At 42.9% G+C, this 19,396-nt stretch carries 17 protein-coding genes; 11 read left to right on the plus strand and 6 right to left on the minus strand.

What is annotated here, in order from left to right; translation table 11 throughout:
- Positions 1-242 precede the first annotated feature (242 nt).
- A complete protein-coding gene (locus tag QL982_RS11905; protein WP_290165837.1) occupies positions 243-1,739 on the plus strand; it encodes an alanine/glycine:cation symporter family protein in 1,497 nt (498 codons plus the stop codon).
- Positions 1,740-1,877: 138 nt separating this feature from the next.
- Here QL982_RS11905 and QL982_RS11910 read toward each other — a convergent pair whose 3' ends face one another.
- Positions 1,878-3,515, minus strand: a complete 1,638-nt coding sequence (locus tag QL982_RS11910; RefSeq protein ID WP_290165839.1) for an electron transfer flavoprotein-ubiquinone oxidoreductase — start codon at positions 3,513-3,515, stop codon at positions 1,878-1,880.
- 551 nt (positions 3,516-4,066) lie between these two features.
- On the opposite strand from QL982_RS11910, the gene QL982_RS11915 reads away from it, so the two are divergent.
- The 4 genes from QL982_RS11915 to QL982_RS11930 all read left to right on the plus strand — a co-directional run bounded on the left by QL982_RS11915 (position 4,067) and on the right by QL982_RS11930 (position 7,891).
- A complete protein-coding gene (locus QL982_RS11915) occupies positions 4,067-4,810 on the plus strand; it encodes a DUF1285 domain-containing protein (RefSeq protein ID WP_290165835.1) in 744 nt (247 codons plus the stop codon).
- A 279-nt stretch (positions 4,811-5,089) separates the two neighbouring features.
- Positions 5,090-6,034 carry a glutamate racemase gene (murI, locus tag QL982_RS11920; protein ID WP_290161671.1) on the plus strand — a complete coding sequence of 315 codons (945 nt, stop codon included), beginning with the start codon at positions 5,090-5,092 and terminating at the stop codon, positions 6,032-6,034.
- A 151-nt stretch (positions 6,035-6,185) separates the two neighbouring features.
- Entirely contained in the window at positions 6,186-7,205 is a 1,020-nt protein-coding gene (locus QL982_RS11925; RefSeq protein ID WP_290190341.1) for a DUF4062 domain-containing protein, read from the plus strand.
- Between the two features lie 386 nt (positions 7,206-7,591).
- Complete coding sequence (locus QL982_RS11930) at positions 7,592-7,891, plus strand: hypothetical protein (RefSeq protein ID WP_290161668.1); 300 nt, start codon at positions 7,592-7,594, stop codon at positions 7,889-7,891.
- 107 nt (positions 7,892-7,998) lie between these two features.
- Here QL982_RS11930 and QL982_RS11935 read toward each other — a convergent pair whose 3' ends face one another.
- From QL982_RS11935 to msrA, 4 genes are all read right to left on the minus strand, one after another.
- Positions 7,999-9,459, minus strand: a complete 1,461-nt coding sequence (locus tag QL982_RS11935) for a lytic murein transglycosylase (RefSeq protein ID WP_290161666.1) — start codon at positions 9,457-9,459, stop codon at positions 7,999-8,001.
- A gap of 243 nt (positions 9,460-9,702) precedes the next feature.
- Positions 9,703-10,416 (minus strand): DUF1499 domain-containing protein, encoded by a 714-nt coding sequence (locus QL982_RS11940; RefSeq protein WP_290161664.1) that lies wholly within the window; start codon positions 10,414-10,416, stop codon positions 9,703-9,705.
- A gap of 52 nt (positions 10,417-10,468) precedes the next feature.
- Entirely contained in the window at positions 10,469-11,143 is a 675-nt protein-coding gene (tmpT, locus tag QL982_RS11945) for a thiopurine S-methyltransferase (RefSeq protein WP_290161662.1), read from the minus strand.
- A 158-nt stretch (positions 11,144-11,301) separates the two neighbouring features.
- A complete protein-coding gene (msrA, locus tag QL982_RS11950) occupies positions 11,302-11,823 on the minus strand; it encodes a peptide-methionine (S)-S-oxide reductase MsrA (protein WP_290161660.1) in 522 nt (173 codons plus the stop codon).
- Positions 11,824-12,185: 362 nt separating this feature from the next.
- On the opposite strand from msrA, the gene cmoA reads away from it, so the two are divergent.
- The 4 genes from cmoA (at position 12,186) to QL982_RS11970 (ending at position 15,974) form a co-directional block, all read left to right on the plus strand.
- A complete protein-coding gene (gene cmoA / locus QL982_RS11955; protein WP_290161658.1) occupies positions 12,186-12,971 on the plus strand; it encodes a carboxy-S-adenosyl-L-methionine synthase CmoA in 786 nt (261 codons plus the stop codon).
- Positions 12,972-13,002: 31 nt separating this feature from the next.
- On the plus strand, positions 13,003-13,554 hold the full coding sequence (locus QL982_RS11960; RefSeq protein ID WP_110924147.1) for a hypothetical protein: 552 nt from the start codon (positions 13,003-13,005) through the stop codon (positions 13,552-13,554).
- Positions 13,555-13,649: 95 nt separating this feature from the next.
- A complete protein-coding gene (gene cmoB / locus QL982_RS11965; protein WP_290161654.1) occupies positions 13,650-14,732 on the plus strand; it encodes a tRNA 5-methoxyuridine(34)/uridine 5-oxyacetic acid(34) synthase CmoB in 1,083 nt (360 codons plus the stop codon).
- 81 nt (positions 14,733-14,813) lie between these two features.
- The gene (locus QL982_RS11970; RefSeq protein ID WP_290161652.1) at positions 14,814-15,974 is read left to right on the plus strand and encodes a DUF1176 domain-containing protein; all 1,161 of its coding nucleotides are present in this window, start codon (positions 14,814-14,816) and stop codon (positions 15,972-15,974) included.
- Here the strand turns inward: QL982_RS11970 and QL982_RS11975 are convergent, their stop codons facing one another.
- A complete protein-coding gene (locus QL982_RS11975) occupies positions 15,975-16,193 on the minus strand; it encodes a DUF2788 domain-containing protein (protein ID WP_290161650.1) in 219 nt (72 codons plus the stop codon). It abuts the gene before it with no gap.
- A 376-nt stretch (positions 16,194-16,569) separates the two neighbouring features.
- Here QL982_RS11975 and argS point away from each other — a divergent pair, with 376 nt between their 5' ends.
- A complete protein-coding gene (gene argS, locus QL982_RS11980) occupies positions 16,570-18,399 on the plus strand; it encodes an arginine--tRNA ligase (RefSeq protein ID WP_290161648.1) in 1,830 nt (609 codons plus the stop codon).
- 105 nt (positions 18,400-18,504) lie between these two features.
- On the plus strand, positions 18,505-19,305 hold the full coding sequence (locus QL982_RS11985; protein WP_290161646.1) for an SPOR domain-containing protein: 801 nt from the start codon (positions 18,505-18,507) through the stop codon (positions 19,303-19,305).
- Positions 19,306-19,396 lie beyond the last annotated feature (91 nt).

The raw sequence follows: 19,396 nt of genomic DNA on the forward strand, positions 1-19,396 counted from the left end.
GGTTAAATTATCACTTAAACCATTCTATACAATATGAAATATAAGCACTATTTATTTTAAAAATAAATATATGAAGTCGATAACCAAACGTGATGGTCGCAAGTCACTGAATATCTATATTATGCACATGTTGTTTTGGTATCGGACATTTCGCGCAGAACCTTTCAAGGTTTTGACGAATCAAAATCCGATATCAATGTGAAATTTAAGTAAAGTATATAAAGAATGAATAAGGAATCCATATGAACGAAGGGATAGCAGGTTGGTTTAATAGCATCGTAAACTATGGTGTCGGTATTATCTGGGGTAACAATGACTGGTTGATCGCTAGTAACCCTTGGTATGGGCTACTGATGTTCTTACTGATTGGTGCAGGTCTTTACTTCACCGTCGCTACACGTTTTATTCAGTTTCGTCATTTTGGCCATATGTGGAAGTTGCTGCGCGTGTCGAATCAAGGGCGTAAAGATGGTGGTATCAGCTCGTTTGAAGCATTGATGACGTCATTGGCCGCGCGTGTTGGCACTGGTAACTTGGCAGGGGTAGCGATTGCGATTTATTTAGGTGGTCCAGGTGCTGTGTTTTGGATGTGGATGACGGCAATCGTCGGTATGTCGACAAGCTTTATCGAATCAACATTGGCACAGGCATATAAAGTGCCGCACAATGATAATGTGTACCGTGGCGGACCGGCTTACTATATTGAAAAAGGTCTGGGCAAGCGCTGGCTAGCAGTGTTTTTCTCATTATGTTTGCTAGTGGCTTTTGGTCTGGCATTCAACGGTGTACAGTCAAATACGATTGCTCAAGCAACCAATGAAGCCTTTGGCATCCCAACATGGATGACAGGCTTGATATTGGTAGTACTGGTGGCACCTGTGGTATTCGGTGGCTTGCGCTCAGTGGCGCGTATTGCGGGTAAAATCGTACCCGTTATGGCTATTTTGTATATCTTGTTGGCGCTATTTATTATCGTCACTAACTTTAGCCAATTCCCAGCTGCGATTGTGTTGATTGTAAAATCAGCATTTGGTTTTGAGCAAGCAGCAGGCGGTGTGATCGGTTATGGTATTGCGCAGGCGATGATTAACGGTATCAAACGTGGTCTGTTTTCAAACGAAGCAGGTATGGGTTCTGCGCCTAACGCAGCGGCAACGGCGAAGAGCCATCCTGACCATCCAGCAGTGCAAGGGTTTATGCAAATGCTAGGCGTGTTTATGGATACGCTTGTCATCTGTACCGCAACTGCATCGATTATTATTTTGTCAGGGGTGGTCGATCCCAATGTCGAGCAAGAAGGCATTCAGCTGACGCAGCTAGCATTATCACAGTATGTGGGTGATCTGGGTGTGGTGTTTGTGGCAATTGCTATTTTCTTCTTTTCATTCACTTCTATCATTGCCAACTACAGCTATGGTGAGTCAAATCTTGAGTTTATTTCTGGTGCCAAAAACGCTAAAGTGATGATCATGATTTTCCGCTTTATGGTATTGGGTATGGTATTTATTGGCTCTGTTGCCAGTCTACCTGCCATATGGAACTTTGCTGATTTATCCATGGGTCTAATGGCCTTGGTCAACTTAGTGGCTATTTTACTCTTGTCTCCAGTCGCACTCAGAATACTGCGTGATTATGAGCGTCAGATTAAAGAAGGCAAAACAGGTGACCAGATTAAATTTAACCCTGATGATTTTGTGAAGTTGAAAGACGAAGCCAATCGTGATGCGTGGACAGATTAAGCAGCATGGACTAAGAAAAATTGCTTGTTTTAAGCATTAAAAAACCGCCCGACTCTTATAAAGAGCAGGGCGGTTTTTTTATTAGCGCATGGTTTTGATGAGGTTAACTGTCATCGCTCAAACCAGAAATATCCTGATTTACATGTTTGGATAGTTAGGACCGCCGCCACCTTCTGGCGTTACCCAAGTGATATTCTGTGAAGGGTCTTTGATATCACAGGTCTTACAATGCACACAGTTCTGCGCATTGATAACAAACTTGGCACCTTCAGCATCTTTGACCACTTCGTATACACCCGCTGGGCAATATAAACGCGCAGGCTCAGCATACAACGGTAAGTTGATCGAAACAGGCACCGTTGGGTCAGTGAGTTTTAGATGCGTTGGTTGGTCTTCAGCGTGGTTGGTATTAGAGATAAATACCGACGACAATTTATCAAATACCAGCTTGCCATCAGGTTTGAGGTAAGTTGGTTGATAAGCATGGTTGGCACGCTCTAATTGATCGTAATCTGGGATGTTGTCATGTAAGGTAAGTGGCATTTTACCTTTTAATAGATTGTGCTCAATAAAGGTGAACGCACCGCCCATAAACAGACCCATGCGATGTATCGCAGGCGAGAAGTTACGTGACTCATAGTTGTCTTGATACAACCATGACTCTTTGTACATCGTGCTATAAGCAACGACTTCGTCATGCTGACGATCAGCTTGTAAGGCTTCAAAGATAGCTTCGGCTGCCAACATACCTGATTTCATCGAGGTATGAGTCCCTTTGATTTTGGCAGGGTTCAAGAAGCCAGCGTCGTCACCGACCAAAACACCACCTGGGAAAGTAAACTTCGGTAGTGAGTTTAGACCACCTTTGGTCAAAGCCCGTGCGCCGTAAGAAATACGCTTACCGCCTTCTAGTACGTTTTTAATGACAGGATGCGTCTTCAAACGCTGCATCTCATCAAATGGCGACATATATGGATTGTGGTAAGACAAGTCAGCGACGAGACCAAAGCTTACTTGGTTGTTTTCATCAAAGTACAACCACCAGCCACCAGTAGAACCCGTTTCGGTCAATGGCCAGCCAAGACCATGCATCACTACGCCTTGCTCATGCTTTTCAGGCGCAACGTCCCACAGCTCTTTTAAGCCAAGACCATAATGCTGAGGATCAGAATCTTTATCAAGATCAAAACGGCTGATCAAGCGTTTGCCTAGGTGACCGCGGCTACCTTCAGCAAAGATAGTATATTTGGCAAGCAGCTCATAACCAGGCTCAAAGCTTGGCTTGGCTTCGCCATTAGCAGCCACGCCCATATCACCCGTTAAGACACCGCGTACAGAGCCATCGTCATTATATAAAATGTCATCAGCAGGGAAGCCTGGGAACATCATGACTTCTAATTCTTCCGCTTGTACGGCCAACCAACGAACCACATTACCCAAGGAGACGATATAGTTGCCGTCATTATGCATTGGCCCTGGAATCAAAGCGTCAGGCACTTTAGTAGAGCGTGTGGCTGAGTTTAAATAATAGAAGCGATCTTCGGTCGCTGGCACGTTAAGCGGTGCGCCTTTTTCTTTCCAATCTGGAATCAGCTCGTTCAACGCACGTGGTTCGATGACTGCGCCAGATAAGGTATGAGCACCAAACTCAGAGCCTTTTTCGACCACACAAATCATGAATTCATCGTTACCAGCTGCAATAGCAAGCTGGCGCAGACGAATGGCAGCAGACAGACCTGCAGGTCCGCCACCGACGATGATAACATCAAACTCCATTGACTCACGTTCGATCTCAGGCTCCGCTGCAACAGGCTCTACGACTGGTTTTGCTTTTTCTAACTTTGTTGTCTCTGTCGCTACTGGTGCATCAGCATTCACAGTATTACCATCAATAACTGGCGTTTGATTGTCTTGCTCTTGCATACCTACTCCTAAACTTTTAGTGGCTTATCTCAGGGCATCATTAGCTTAACAACTGAATAATAGACTTGCGGCGCTAATGTCACTCAGACATATGGCTGCCCGATAAAACTGTCTTTGCGGCATCAATTGACATGTCATGGTTGGCATCAATTTATTCAAAGATATCAACACATAACGTAAAATGTGTCATCAATACAACACCCACTTGACCATTTCAATAAAAAATCGTTACTCATTATAAAAGAAAAGTCCTACAAACACGATACGCATTTATGAGTATCGGTGCTAAGGTAATGTTAAGGAAATGAGGTTGTTATAACGATGAAGTTTCATCATACCTGAAACAAAAATTTATAGTAATAGTAGATATGCCAAACTTTGAATACTGAATAAAGGATTGAGTGATGAATAACGATAATAATAGAGTTGATGACATCAGTAATAATCATGCCCAAGCCCTAAATGGTAAGCCCTCTGGCCTAAACAATATGGATGCCCTGAGCCAGTACCTTAAGTCTACTGCTGGGATGCGCGAAGGGCGGGCAATACCACCGCTCGAAAAGTGGCATCCTACAGATATTGCTGATATCGATTTGACCATCAAAGCAAATGGCGAATGGTGGCACGAAGGAGGCCAAATGACCAGAGAGTCATTGGTCAGTTTGTTCGCTACTATCTTGTGGAAGGAAGAAAATAATGGCGTTATTGAATACTTTTTAAAGACCCCTGTACAAAAAATTCGTATCCAAGTAGAGGACGCACCACTTCTGATTAATGATGTCGGCATTGTGTATGAAAACGATATAAGTTGGTTGGAGTTTACAACGATGACAGGCGACGTCGTTCGTTTGGACAATGAGCATCCAATCACATTAAAGGCGTATAATCCTAACATCAACCATACAGCAAATCGGATGGGCATGGTGGATACTGCTGACCACGGTCAAGAGTCAGCTTTTACAGAGTCAGCCTCTACAGAACAAGTGCGCCCATATATGACCGTTAGAAATGGTTTGACCGCACTTATTGGTCGCAATACTTTTTATCATTTGACCGAAATTGGCGAATTAACAGAGCAAAATGGTGAGACGATACTGACTTTACAAAGTGGTGGACAGTCTTATTCCCTGTCGATGCCTGCTAACTGATTATTATTGTCTATTGATTGCTATCTCTTGATGAATGCTATAATTTTATAATGTTGTCTAAGCGTGAGCTTGAAGTGTTTTTATTGTATAAAAATGACAGAAAGTTGACATAGAGTAGTGCACTATATACAACGTGCCTATATCGAAATGTAACTGAGTAACGAGACCAATGAATCATATAATAACGGTGTTAGTGTAAAGATGGATATCACGGCAAACCAAACAGTCAAAAAGCTCAAAGCAGATATCTCTGAGGATAAGGGTTTTAGCGCCATTACGATGACGCTAGCTGAAATGGAGCTGTCTGGCACCACAATTATAAACGGTAAAAATCGTAGCGCCCCAATTGGACTGTTTGATTCAGGCATTGGTGGTTTGTCTGTTTATTTGCATTTAGCACAGCAACTGCCCACTGAGCGTTATATATATTATGCTGATACGCTAAATGTGCCCTATGGCAATCGGGATAGTGAAGATATTGAAGCGCTAACGCTAAAAGCAGTAGAGTGGTTGCATGAGCAAGGTTGCAAATTGATCGTCATTGCTTGTAATAGCGCTTCAGCCTATGCGCTGGACACCGCAAGACGTTGCTATCCGCATCTGCCTATTGTGGGCCTAGTACCTGCATTGAAACCTGCCGTACTGGCCAGCAAGAGTGGTCATGTGGCGGTGCTCGCAACCAAGGCGACTTTAAACGGCGCTTTATTAAATGATGTTATTATCAATTTTGCCAATCCTAATGGTACAGTAGTTACCAAGCATTTTGATCCGCAATTGGTTCCTTGGGTAGAGGCGGGTATGTCAGAAGATGATGAGACCGCCCAAAAATTGCGTCAGCAGATACAGGTATTTGCCAATGCAGGTGTTGATCAGCTGGTGTTGGGGTGTACGCATTATCCGTTTTTTAAGACATTTTTATTAGACGAAATCAAACATCAGCAATTGCCGATACAGGTGGTCGACTCTGGACAGGCGATTGCTGAACGAGTCAAACAGTTATTGATTGCAAATCAGCTGTCTGCATTGTTTGTTACTGAAAAACGAGAATATCGTGCGGACACTATTAATAAGATAGATACCAAAACATCAGATACCAATATTAGACCGCCATTAACTTTTCATGCTACCAAATATAGTGATAAACTATGCGCTTTAGTTGAGCGATTGCTTGGCGAAGAGAGAGCGTTGCAATACTATTCGACTGATTGTTGTCAGACCCATTGATCCAATACTCTTTTCAAAACAATGGTTCAGTTAAAATAAATTGAGTGCGTCTTTTAAAGTAAAGACTATGCTAATCTTTGCAAAACAAGATTTTTGTGCCCTACTTTAGATCTTATCCTTTTTATGCCACGACCTACGCTTAGAGGTAATTGTGCCGAATCGCCGCTATCATATTCATGTTATATGTGCTGACAATGACCAATTGTTGGTCTTAGACAGCTTAGCGATATTTTTTCAAACCCGCGCATTCCTGACCTATGATGTTTCTAGTCGGTTATCAAAAGCATCTTTGTACGGTCGCCAATGTATTGACTCTTGTGATTATGCAGTCATGATCGTCGGCGACAGTTATGGGACCGTACAGAAAAACGGTGTTAGTCAGATGCATTTGAGTTATCTGAACACCAAAGCAAAGCTCAAGCCTCTGATTATTTTGGTCAAAAACCACCATCAAGAGACGGTCATCAGCCGTCAATTGCAAGAGTTCATTAAGTTAGTGACTAAGCAAGACAATCTATTGCAATATTATGATACAGAAGAGGATATCGAACCATTACTCATACAGGCTCACTATAATGCAGTGGCCAATAATAAAATGACGGGTGGTTGGGTTAGAGCTAGTGAGGACGTGACTATCACCAGCAACAACATCAGCAACAAGACGACCAACGAGAAACCTATTGATGTATCGCCAAGCAGTAATAATATAAAAGAAGACCGTCATATTGATGAGGATTTGGCATCGGATGAAGTCAGTGAACCACTGGTATTGACAGAGATTTTTGATATCCAATATAGTGCTCAAGCTTATGAAGGTGGGAATTTAACAGATGTCACCAGATCATTAACCTTGTCTTGGCAGCAAATACTAATAGTACTAATAAAAATGCCGTCTACCTTCTCCAGCTATGGTCTGCAAAATGCCATCAATCGCTTGATTACCGCCAAAGCTGAAATAGAAATCAAGAGAGTCATGCCAAATGTGCATGCTGTGTCGCGTTGCCAAATCTCTCAAGCTGATATCAATGATTTGCAACGTCAGCTGGTCGGTGCAAACTGGATACAGTTGATGACTTATAGTACTCGAGTATCACAAGAGCTTTGGAAGTTAACCTTTTACGCAAAAAATTTACTGCAAGAGCATACCTCCAACACGAATAAGCAAGACTGATTTCTAGGGCGTGTCCTCATTTTAAAAATGGTGATAAAAATGAGATAAATCGCAGTCAAACAAGAAAAATAGCGCAGATAATATCGAGATATTAGTCAGCTATTTGACGCCGTTTGGCAAGATTTAGCCATTTTTAACCCATTTAGATGACTATCGATTGAATTGAGGACACGCCCTGATCATTGTTATTTGTTGATGTGCTCAATAACAATCAACGATAAACCCCTCTTTGAAATCACGACTACGTTTTGTAATACAAAGCATACGTGCAATGCTTGTGAATCTGCTTAAGACCCGTAATAATAAAGCCAGTCAGTTAACAATATTAACAACGTTAGCTGTTTTAGAATGATAACTATAATATTAATAAGTAGGGAGAGCGTACGATGAACAATGCTAAAAATGATGAGCTAAAACGAGAAATTGAGGGTTTAGAAACAACGATGCATGATGCTGAGCAGTTTCATACATTAGAAGAGCAAGTGGCAGATATGAAACGTCGCGGTATTGATCCTAGCCAAGCTTACAAAGATTTGGATAGAAAGGAAGAAGATGCAGACTGGGGCGATACAACCTGGAAAGAAAATGGCAAGTGGGAACCAAAAACTGCCGCTGATTTAGATGACAAAGCGCGTGAAAATTGGGATGGAGATAACGGCAAACCGAACCCACCACCTATCGTTTAAGTTGCTATTCTAGCTTTCAAAAAACTATATAATTTTCTGAAAAACCAAAAAAGCCACGCTAATCATAGCGTGGCTTTTTTATGTTCTAAAGATCAGATTATTTAATCCTACGAACCTTCATCAACACGGACGAGTTTGATAGTGCCATCAGCATCAGTGACGCGGCGATAACGTGTATTGCCAGTCGTTGAAGGTTGAGCAGCGGGCTGTGTCGAGTAGCTATTAGGAATCGTCGTTTGCTGCTGGATCAGCTGTCCCATTCGGTCGGCAGAGGCAGGGTTTAAGGGTTGGCTATTTGCTGGCTGACCATATTGGACTTGGCTAGGCGCAGCATTACCGATAATGGCTCGATAGAATGTTTGTCCTGCGCGGCCATCGGCTGGAAAAATCCCTTTGCTCGTCTGATACTGCTGAATAGCGGTACGGGTATTGTCTCCTATGATGCCATCCACACCACCAATATCGTAACCAGCATTTAGCAGTGCTTGTTGAATCTCTTTAGATTGCTGGCGACTGATACCTGGATCATTTGTTGGCCAAGCCGTAACAAAGTCAGTTTTGCTGCTGTCTTCATAAGTGATCAAGTCTGATAAATGAGCAATGGCCAGTGCATAGTTTTCTGAGGCATTGTATGAATAAAACGTCTCGAAGTTTTTACCGACCAAAAAGGCAGGGCCGTCTATTCCAGCAGGCAATAATAGACCTGCGCTGCTCAAATCAGACGGTAAAGAGCCGCCATTAGCAAGTGTCAGCCCTTGATTGCGCCAGTGGCTAATGGATTTTTTATTTTTACGATTAGAGGCTGCCCAAAATCCATCAGGCAATTTGACTTCGTAACCCCATGGCTCGCCAGTACGATAGCCACGATTGTCCAAGAAGTTGGCCGTAGAGGCCAGTGCATCGGGCACGCTATTGACCAAGTCGCGACGACCATCACCATCGAAATCCACTGCCAACTCTAAAAAAGTACTTGGCATAAACTGTGTTTGCCCAAAAGCACCTGCCCAAGAGCCAGTCATATCACTCGGTGCAATATCGCCATTTTGGACGATTTTTAGGGCATTGGCATACTCGCCTTGGAAGTAGCTCTGGCGACGATCAAAGCAAGATAGGGTCGCCAAAGACTCAAACAATGGTTTTGTACCTAACGTCTGACCAAAGTTTGATTCTACGCCCCAAACGCCAAGTACATGCTCAGCTTTTACACCATAACGTGACTCGATTTGGCGCAGTGTATCGCTCCATTGGCGCTTGGCACGGATACCGTCTTCTACGCGCTCTTTGTCCACTAGCACTGATAAATAATCCCAAACGTCTTTTTGAAACTCTGGCTGATAATTGAGTGACTGAATCACGCTAGGATCAGGCTGAGTAGGGCGATAGTTGTTAAAGGTAAAACTGTCGACGCCACGAAATTTGCTAGAATTTTTTAGCCCGTCTAGACATTGTTGAAATTCGGCGTTAGATAAGTTCGGGGCCTCTGGTCTGGCTGCTTGGGCGGTGCTCGCAAAACTTAGCCCGACAGCAATACTGAGTAGCGATAAAGTAGAAAAGGGAGTCAAACGCATGAAAATATCCTATAAACATCGAAACGGTCATTGAGAAGTAAAACAAAGTGGATAAAAGCAGTATTGACCTAGAGTAACCAATCTAAACAGTAAAGAAAAGCTATCGAAGGACTAAGATTATGAATGGTTACTATAAATTGACGCTGGCGCAAGATTAGAAGAGGGTTTTAAGTAAAAATGTCGAGATGAATAGAGTGATGAAATCAGTACGGCTTCGGTCATTCACACCCTATCCAAACCTCATTATTTTGACAGTACACTATCTAACTCGTCAATCAACGCATGAATACGTGCCGCGTTTTTACCTAGGTCACTTTTACCAATTCTTGATTTACTGCGGATATCAACCAAGCGTTCGCTATCGTTGTCAGTCACACGAATGATGACGTCATCTTTAAAGCCGAACCAAGCAGTGGTCTCTGTTGCTTCAACGATGCCTTTATCTGCATCAGTATTGACAAGCTCCCAACCTAAATTCTCAACGGCTTTTTTGGATGCTTCAACCAATTCAGGCTTTGATTGAGAGTAGGTCAACGTCTGTAGATCAGGATAGGCCGTGCGTTGTTGTTCAGCCGCTTCTGCACCTGCGTACTCTACTGGATTTGGCGCATCTGTACGTAGTGGCGCAATCGCGACAAACTCAGGTGGATTCACTACATCAGTTGAAATATCATGAATCGGTGGTACGTTTTTGGCAGTAGTCATCATACCCAGTGGAAGGGCTATAGCAATCGCAGAAAATATAACGGCTATTGCTGCGCTAGCTATGCTGACCGTTTTACGTTTAAATAACACTTGGATTGCCAAGAGTACGAGTGCCGCAATACCAACAACCAGACCAAATTTAAATCCTGCAAAGGCCGTGCCTAACTCTACAACTCCAAATCTATAAAGCGGTGCTGGCAGTGCAACCAATAAAAATGCGATTAAACTTATCATACTGACTAAAACTTTCATGAGAACGCTCCGTTATTTTTTTAATAGCTGCTTAATCGCTGTGCTCAGCATTTTAGTTATTATTTAACAGCCAGACATGCTCTGTCACCGTTAATTCAGGCGTCGATCCTATAGAAGTAGGTTCGCTGGCGAGTTCGCTGATTTGATAATGCTGGCCGTAATACTGTTGTATTTGTTCATCGTCAATTGAGAAGGGTGGCCCGTTTCTTTTACTCTGATCATAATTGAGCGTTATTAATAGTTGCGGTGCATATCCTTTATCAGCAGTATCAAGAAGCTGTAGAACGTGCTCGCTATACCTCACACGCATATCGGCTGGCAGGGCAATCAATGCAGCTTTATCATATACGGCATCGATGGTGCCAATATCTTTAGGTGTCAGCGCAAAAATATCAGCGACCCATAAAGTGATGGTTTGTCCCGACAACTGACCTCGATAATATTTGAGAGTAGAAGTAGTAGTGTGCTTATGTACGGTGGGCACGATATTTTGTTCAGCGAAGAATTCCTGTACGGCTGTTTCTACCAACTCAACACCCATCACATCATAGCCTTGCGCTGCTAGCCAAACCATATCTATCGACTTGCCGCATAAAGGTACAAAGATGCAGCCACCAGCTGGCACGCTTAAATGGCTCAAGTATTTCACTAATAATGGATTCACCGCAGACTGATTAAAGCCAATGCGTTTCTCCTGCCAGCGTGTTTGCCAAAATTCTGGATTCATGAGGTTAGCCTTTATTTTACGCTTGTTGCGATAGCGATTTAATGGATACTACTGACAACATTAAAAAGCCAAACGCTTGCAATATAGGCGTTTGGCTTTTATCAAATATGGCGCTAAGCATTTATTCTAAACACATAAATGCTGATGCAATTCGCTATTTAGCTTACCATGTACTGACTGAATTCTTTACGTAGTTTCGCAAGCTTTGGCGGGATTGCAAAGTTGCAATAGCCTTGTCCTGGGTTTCTATTAAAGAAGTCTTGATGTGCCTCTTCAGCTTTGTAGAAATCAACGGCAGGATGTACTTCAGTGACCACGCTGACACCCATATCACGCAATTTATTAATAGTACGGTCGACAGTTGGTTTTTGATTTTCATCAGTATAAAACACAACACTGCGGTACTGGCTACCGATATCATTGCCTTGACGATCCATCGTGGTGGGGTCATGAGTCGCAAAGAAAGCATCTAAGATAACTTCTAACGGTACGATAGTGTCATCAAATTCGACTTTGATCACTTCAACGTGTCCTGTCGTTCCGCTACAGACATCTTCGTAATTGGCTGATACGGCATCGCCGCCCATATAACCTGATACAACAGATTGCACGCCTTTCACTGATAAAAATATGGATTCGGTACACCAGAAGCAGCCACCGCCTAATATAATGGTTTGCATAATTTTTCCTATTATTATAGATATGAGTTAAGTGCTGTACTTGGTTGTGATGTTTTCATTTTTCAATGTTTCTTTTCAATGTCTCACTACCTTTAGCACTACTTATTCAGCTTAGCAGGCGAGCCAAACGCGATAAGTAACAAACAGTAATGTTATAATGGATTTTTGCTATAGGACATTCACTATAAACAAATTACAGCGTTAACCTCGCTTGAAATATTTCATATATATCTGCACTCGGTTGCCTTGTACCTTTGTTAAATTGAATGACCTATACGTTGCTTTGTCTCGCTTCATAATGACGAGCAAAATCGCCAAATATTTCCTAATTTAAGTTCTATTATCCAAAAACGAGTCGCACCATGAGCCAATCCAAGCCTACCATCAAACATGACACCCTATTTGACAAACCGTTTACCACACCGCTGGATAAAGCGTCGCGCTTTTCATTTGATGAGCAGGTAGTGGCTTGTTTTCCCGATATGATACGTCGCAGTGTGCCCGGTTATGGTCAAGTGCTCGCGATGCTCCCTATCTTTGCCCGTCGACATTGTAAGTATCGTCAGCAAGGTAATAATGGACAACGCGTCAGCCGTATCTATGATTTGGGCTGCTCACTTGGCGGGGCTACAATGGCGCTAGCAGGCGAATTTGAGGCGCAAGACTTGCAGATTAAGGCGATTGATATCTCACCAGCGATGACGACAGAGGCGACCACGCTGCTAAGTGAAAACTATCCTGAGCACGATATCGAAGTAATCACTGCTGATATCCGCGATATTGAGCTTGAGCCATGCGATATGGTGATTTTGAATTTAACGCTACAGTTTTTACCAGCTGCCGATAGAGTCGCGGTGCTAGAGAAGATTTATGCAGCATTAAGTGAAGGCGGCATATTGGTACTGACTGAAAAAACCCATGCCTTTGACGAGCAGTATGATGCCTGGTTGGTTGAGCGTTATTATGATTTTAAACGTGCCAATGGTTATACTGAAATGGAAATTAGCGGCAAGCGCAATGCGTTAGAAAATGTCCTCATTACTGATACTTTAGATGAGCATCATGCACGATTGAGCGATGTTGGCTTTAAACGTCATCTAACGTGGTTTCAGTTTTTGAATTTTGTTTCTGTGGTGGCGTTTAAATAGGATTTATTTTGGGAGCTAACAAGGCACTAATATGATTCCATCTATAGCTGAACAAAATATTCATCAAGTATTAACAAAAAAAATGAGCATACAATCATTTGAGCAATGGTTGTATGAAGATGATGTATTAGAGTCTAGCAGCCCTGATTTGTATCTTGAGCTGATTTCATTTGATTATAGTTCTGAAAATGGTTTTTATGATGGTTTTGCGAAATATGTCCATTTTTATAAATTTGAAGCTGACCGAATAACAGAATATCTACACTCAATTATCAATAAAGATGAAAGTTGTGGTAATGCGATTTGGGTGATGTACGAGTTATATTGTGACGGTTATGGGTTTCTCGGCAAGCTAGGAATTATATATGGGCTCTGCCTAGTAGACTACGAAACTTCGGAATCAAACCATAATATAGATAATATCTTAGATAAGTTATATCCCGAGATTATTGATGATGCTAAAAATGTCTTAAATTGGTTAGAAGAGGGTAAAATTGTTTTCAAGAGTCAGGACAATGGCTATGGTGTTTTTGAATATGAAGACTTTCGTAGTGAAGCGGAAATTCTACAAGGAAATGCGTAGTTCACAAGAACTTATATATCAAAACTTATCTTTCTTTGTTCTAACTCTTTTAATTTTATTCATTTAAATAACAATCAACACGGTAACCTGCTTTTATGCTCAACGACACTATCATCAATGCTGAACGCGAACTGTACTTAACCTTGCTAGAGCTGGCACAGCAGCAGCCGATCGCTTATGAGTGGCTTAAGCAATTGCCAACATGGCTAAATGCTATCAAGGACAAAGCCAATTATGCGCACGCGCCTGCCTACCAAGCATCAGTCGCTCGTTTGCCAAACTTGACCGTCAATAATGTCGATCTAAACAGTGATACATTGACGATTGACGCGAGACTTAATGAGTCTGAGCGCAAACAAACAATGGCATTATTAAAGCAGCTGATGCCGTGGCGTAAAGGGCCATTTCAGATTGGTGGTCAAATCGGCAGTCAGATCGGTAATGATGAATCAGGTATTAAGATTGATACCGAGTGGCACAGTGACTGGAAGTGGCAACGAGTTGCGCCTCATTTGGGTGAGTTAAAAGGCCGTCGTGTATTAGATGTGGGCGGTGGCTCTGGTTATCATGGCTGGCGTATGGCAGGTGCTGGCGCGGATACGGTCATTATCATTGATCCGTCATGCTTGTTTTATCATCAGTTTATGGCGATTCGCCATTTCGTTGGGGCGGCAGATGCTCATACTTATGCTCATGCTCATGCTAAGGACAGGGGCCGTTATCGTACGCATTATATCCCCGTACCGCTAGAAGCGTTACCTGCGCACAGCCAGTTGTTTGACACCGTATTTAGTATGGGTGTGCTTTATCATCGTCAGTCGCCTTTTGAGCATCTACAGCAGCTCAGAGGTCAATTGGTCAAAGGCGGTGAGTTAGTGCTTGAGACGTTAGTTGTTGAAGGCGATGCCAATACCGTACTGGTACCGCACGACCGTTATGCGCAGATGAATAACGTGTATTTCTTGCCGTCAGTGGCAGCATTAGTTGGTTGGTTAGAAAAAGCGGGATTCTCAGACGTGCGCTGCGTCGATGTGGCCGTGACTTCGACGGAAGAGCAGCGTAAAACGGAATGGATGACTTATCATTCGCTAGCAGACTTCTTGGATCCTAATGACTCGACTAAAACCATGGAAGGGTATCCTGCCCCAATGCGCGCGACATTGATTGCCAAAAGATAATTTTTTAGGGTAGTAGAGACGCCATCAGTCAATATAAATAATCGCTATAACGAACAGCAATTAACACAAGGATGAGAGATTGTGAAACTAGTAATGGCTTTGATGACGTTCAGTTTGTTTTCGCTACCCGCTGTAGCATCAGATGCGTATGGTGATCCCTTTGAAGGCTGGGGTTTTGTCAAAGATGATTGGCAAGTGGTTTGTGACAACACTTTGACTTGTCGAGCAGCAGGTTATGCTGAAGAAGGTGTTGGTAGCGGTCCAGTCTCGATATTAATGGTTGTAGAGCCGAAGAAAGCTTTGCCAAAAGTATATGTAGACTTTATATATTCAGATGATGAGTTTTACCAGTCATCATCTGATGATAGTTTGAATACTGGTAATGAATCTAGCCATACCGAGTTATGGCTAAATGACAAAAGTTACGGTGCTATCAATAGTAGAAGTGATGATGATTCTAGGCATATGCTAGATGAAAATCAAACCAAGCAATTGCTTCGTCACGCTCGCCTGAATACAAAAATAGAAGTAAGAGTAGGTAGTGATCGCTGGACGATTAGTGACAAAGGTATGGGAGCGGTGTTGCTTAAACTTGATGAAGTACAAGGCAGAGTGGGTACGTCAATAGCATTGGTGAGTAAGAACCATGCTAGTAAGCAAACACCAAAATCTGCTAAGCCAACACCTGTGATAAAAAAAGCATTCGCTTATTCAGACAAAGACAATAAACAGTTAAATGCTTTAAGGTTGGCTTATTTTCAGAAAAATATTAATACGTGGGTAGATATCAACTCTGAGCAGTTAATAGGTTCGGAGGATGTGATGGGAGATTGTGAACTGGTCAACCCGAAAACTGAGGCATATCAACAGATGGCTGAGTATGGTTCTAGTATGCTTGATTGGGAGTTTATACCAGTAGATGCTACTCATACTTTAGCTATCCATAGCTGTTGGATGGGTGCTTACAACGCAGCTAGTGGATATTGGCTTATAGATAATGCAAAACCTCGTAACCCTCAGCTAATTACCACCGCAGGCAATGACTATTTTGATGGTGAGATTTGGGCAGTGCATAAAAGTCGAGGATTGGGTGACTGCTGGAGTCGTTTGGTTTGGGTTTGGAATGGTGAAACATTTGCCAAATCAGAAGATTCCAGCACAGGCATGTGTCGCGGTTTTGCTGGTGGCGCATGGGATTTACCAAGCTACGTCAGTGAAGTCATAGAAAGTGATAAGCCCTAATTAAATTAACCACTTTTTGAAAGCAACTTCCATGATAATCTTGATGATGAAGCCAACACAGCCTGCGCCAAGCGCGACGAAAATCCAAAATGTACCGGCGCGTCCAGCTTGAGATTCTTTAGAGATATCCCACATAATAAAAAACAAGAAAGCGATAAAGATTGGCAATAAAATGTATAGTCCCCAACTAGTGACAGTACTGGCAGCAATAGCAAACATGGCATGATCCTATAAGAAAAAAATAGTAACGCCTCTTCTATATCTGAGAAGCGCAGTACAAACCATTATTATAACGTGGAAGCAGGCAGGTATAAACGACTGCCCAGTATCGAGCAACAGTAACGCTACAATTCACGTTGTGACTTATTTATCAGTTTCACATCATTGATATTATTCAGCCCAAATTTTGATAACCGTAAGATTTTAGTACTAATTTCGGTGTAAATGGTGCAATAAAGTGCAAAGATTGTTATATTTACAGGTTACTTATCTTTTTGTATGATTTATACCCCCTATAATAAGCAGTTATCGACTGCTCATACTCGTCACATTTTCGCACCGTTTTTGTTGTTTATTTAATTGAGTTCAAATCCCTATGTCACAATCCCAGATTGATACACTTGCATCCCTATTTAACGATGCTATTCAAACCCTACAAGCAGATGGCACACTGCCTACTGATTGGCAAAACAACAGCCAAATCACCCGTACTAAAGATCTTAGTCATGGTGATTTTGCCAGTAATATCGCGCTGACTGCCGCCAAAGCTGCCAAGGCTAATCCACGTCAGCTTGCCGAAAAAATCGTCAACGCGCTACCTGAAAACCAAGACATTCGCCAAGTAGAAATCGCAGGGCCAGGGTTTATCAATGTCTTTTTAAACGCTGAAGCCAAATTTGCGGTATTGGACGATATTTTTACCTTACAAGACCGTTTTGGTTTAAGCGATCAGTTTGAAGGGCAAAAAATCCAAGTTGAGTTTGTCTCTGCCAATCCAACGTCGAGCCTGCATGTCGGTCATGGTCGCGGTGCTGCATTTGGCATGAGCGTATCAAACCTACTAGAAGCGATTGGCTATGACGTCACGCGTGAGTATTATGTCAACGACGCTGGCCGTCAAATGGACATCTTGGCAACCAGTACGTATTTGCGTTATTTAGAAGCCAATGGCGAGCAAGTGACCTTTCCTGTCAATGCCTATCAAGGCGACTATGTCAGCGATATTGCCAACACGCTAAAAGTACAACATGGCGATAGCTATGTGCATAGCTTTGCAGACGTTGCCAAAGATGTCGCAGAGGATGCTCAGTTTGAGATCAATGCAGACGGCGAAAAGACTGTCATCTCAGGCGATAAAGAAGCACACATTGATGGATTGATTGCCAACAGTAAAGCCTTGCTTGGTGATGGTTATGAGCTGTTTTTAAATGCGGCATTGAGCAGTATTTTGGCGGATATCAAAGACGATCTAAACGACTTTGGCGTACGTTATGAATGCTGGTTCAGTGAAAGATCTATCGATAGCGAGATTGAGCCAGTATTACAAGTACTAGAGGACAAAGGCTATCTCTACAAAAAAGACGGCAATACTTGGTTCAAATCGACCGATTTTGGCGATGAAAAAGACCGTGTGGTACGCCGTGCCAATGGTCAGTCGACGTACTTTGCTTCTGATATTGCGTATCATAAAAACAAGTTCGATCGTGGTTTTGATAAAGTTGTTAACGTTTGGGGTGCAGACCACCATGGTTATGTCCCACGTGTAAAAGCGGCGCTATTAGCACTTGGTATCGATGCCGAACGTCTTGATGTGGTGCTCGTACAGTTTGTGGCATTGTGGCGCGGTTCTGAAAAAGTACAAATGTCCTCGCGTTCAGGTCAGTTTGTTACCTTGCGTGAGCTGCGCCAAGAAGTTGGCAATGATGCTGCGAGATTCTACTATGTCGCACGTAAGCCTGAAGTGCATGTGGATTTTGATCTAGAGCTTGCCAAATCACAAAGCAAAGACAATCAAGTGTATTACATTCAGTATGCGCATGCCCGTGTTTGCCGTGTACTAGAAAAACTGGCAACCTATGATTTGACAGTAGATGATGCCGTTGGTTTGGCGCATCAGAATCTGCTTAGTGCACCCAATGAAGATGAGCTGATTAAACTGTTAGCAGGGTATCCTGCGACACTGTTACGTGCAGCGACAGGCTATGAGCCGCATGTACTGACCAACTATCTAAAAGAATTGGCAGCGTTGTTCCATGGTTGGTATGATACCAATCGCATCTTGCCAGTGAGCTTGACCTCAGGTGAGACACCAAGCTCGGACGAGATGGCGTTGATGCAAGCCCGTCTGCGCTTGTCTAAAGCCGTGCGCCAAGTATTGGTCAATGGGCTTGGTTTGTTAGGATTGTCTGCACCGTCTAGCATGTAGTGGCTGTCTAACATGTGGTAATTTTTTAACATGTAGAATGAATATAGACGATTGATAGCAATAATGTGATTATGATAGTTAAATACAGTAGGGAGAACGAGATCCATGCTAGCCAAAAAACCTAAAGGTGCGACTGAAAAGCGCAAATCAAGTAGCGTCTCAGGCTTATTATGGATGTTTGTTGGGGCCGTATTGACCCTTATGATTGGGGTATTTATCTACCTCTCACCATTGTTCGACTTTAGTCCTGCTAGTAGCAGCGCTGACAATGACCCTGATCGTCAGGTACAGCAACGCGTCGAGACGGATACCGATAATGGCGATTATGAGTTTTATGATATTTTACCCAATCAAGAGATGGCGACCATCCCTGATGAAGATTTTGGTGAAATAAACAATGATCGCATCGGTGGTATCGAAGCTTTTGAGCCTGATATCGTTGTGACCCAGCCAGAGAGCAATACGGCCAGTGCAGACAGCACGGATAGCTCAGAAAATGCTGCTGTCGAATCTGCTAGTGGTAACAATGCGGCATCTGGCGATGATATTGTGATCGTTGAAGAAGATGCGACTTACGACGGCTCAGCACCGACTGGCACTAGCAACTCTACGACACGTAACAACAATGCAGGAGCAGGTACGGCAAATATTCAAGCTGCCAAGCCTGCTGCCACTTACATTTTGCAGATAAACAGCTTTGGTGATGCAGATGAAGCGGATCGTCGCCGTGCGCAAGTGCTAATGGCGGGTGTCGATGCTAGAGTGGTCAAAAATACGACGGGTAACGGCTTGCCAATTTATCAAGTCATCTCACGTCCTTTGAGTAACCGCCAAGCAGTGACGACGGCACAGCAGCGCTTACAAAACAATGGTATTGACTCCATCATCGTTGAGCAGCGCCGTTAAATTGAGTTGCTGTATTAGGGCGTGTCCTCAATTCAAACGAGTGTCCTCTAAATGGGCTAAAAATAGCTAAATTTTGCCAAACATCGTCAAA

This window comes from Psychrobacter sp. 5A.1, from assembly GCF_030407455.1.
Lineage (GTDB): Bacteria > Pseudomonadota > Gammaproteobacteria > Pseudomonadales > Moraxellaceae > Psychrobacter.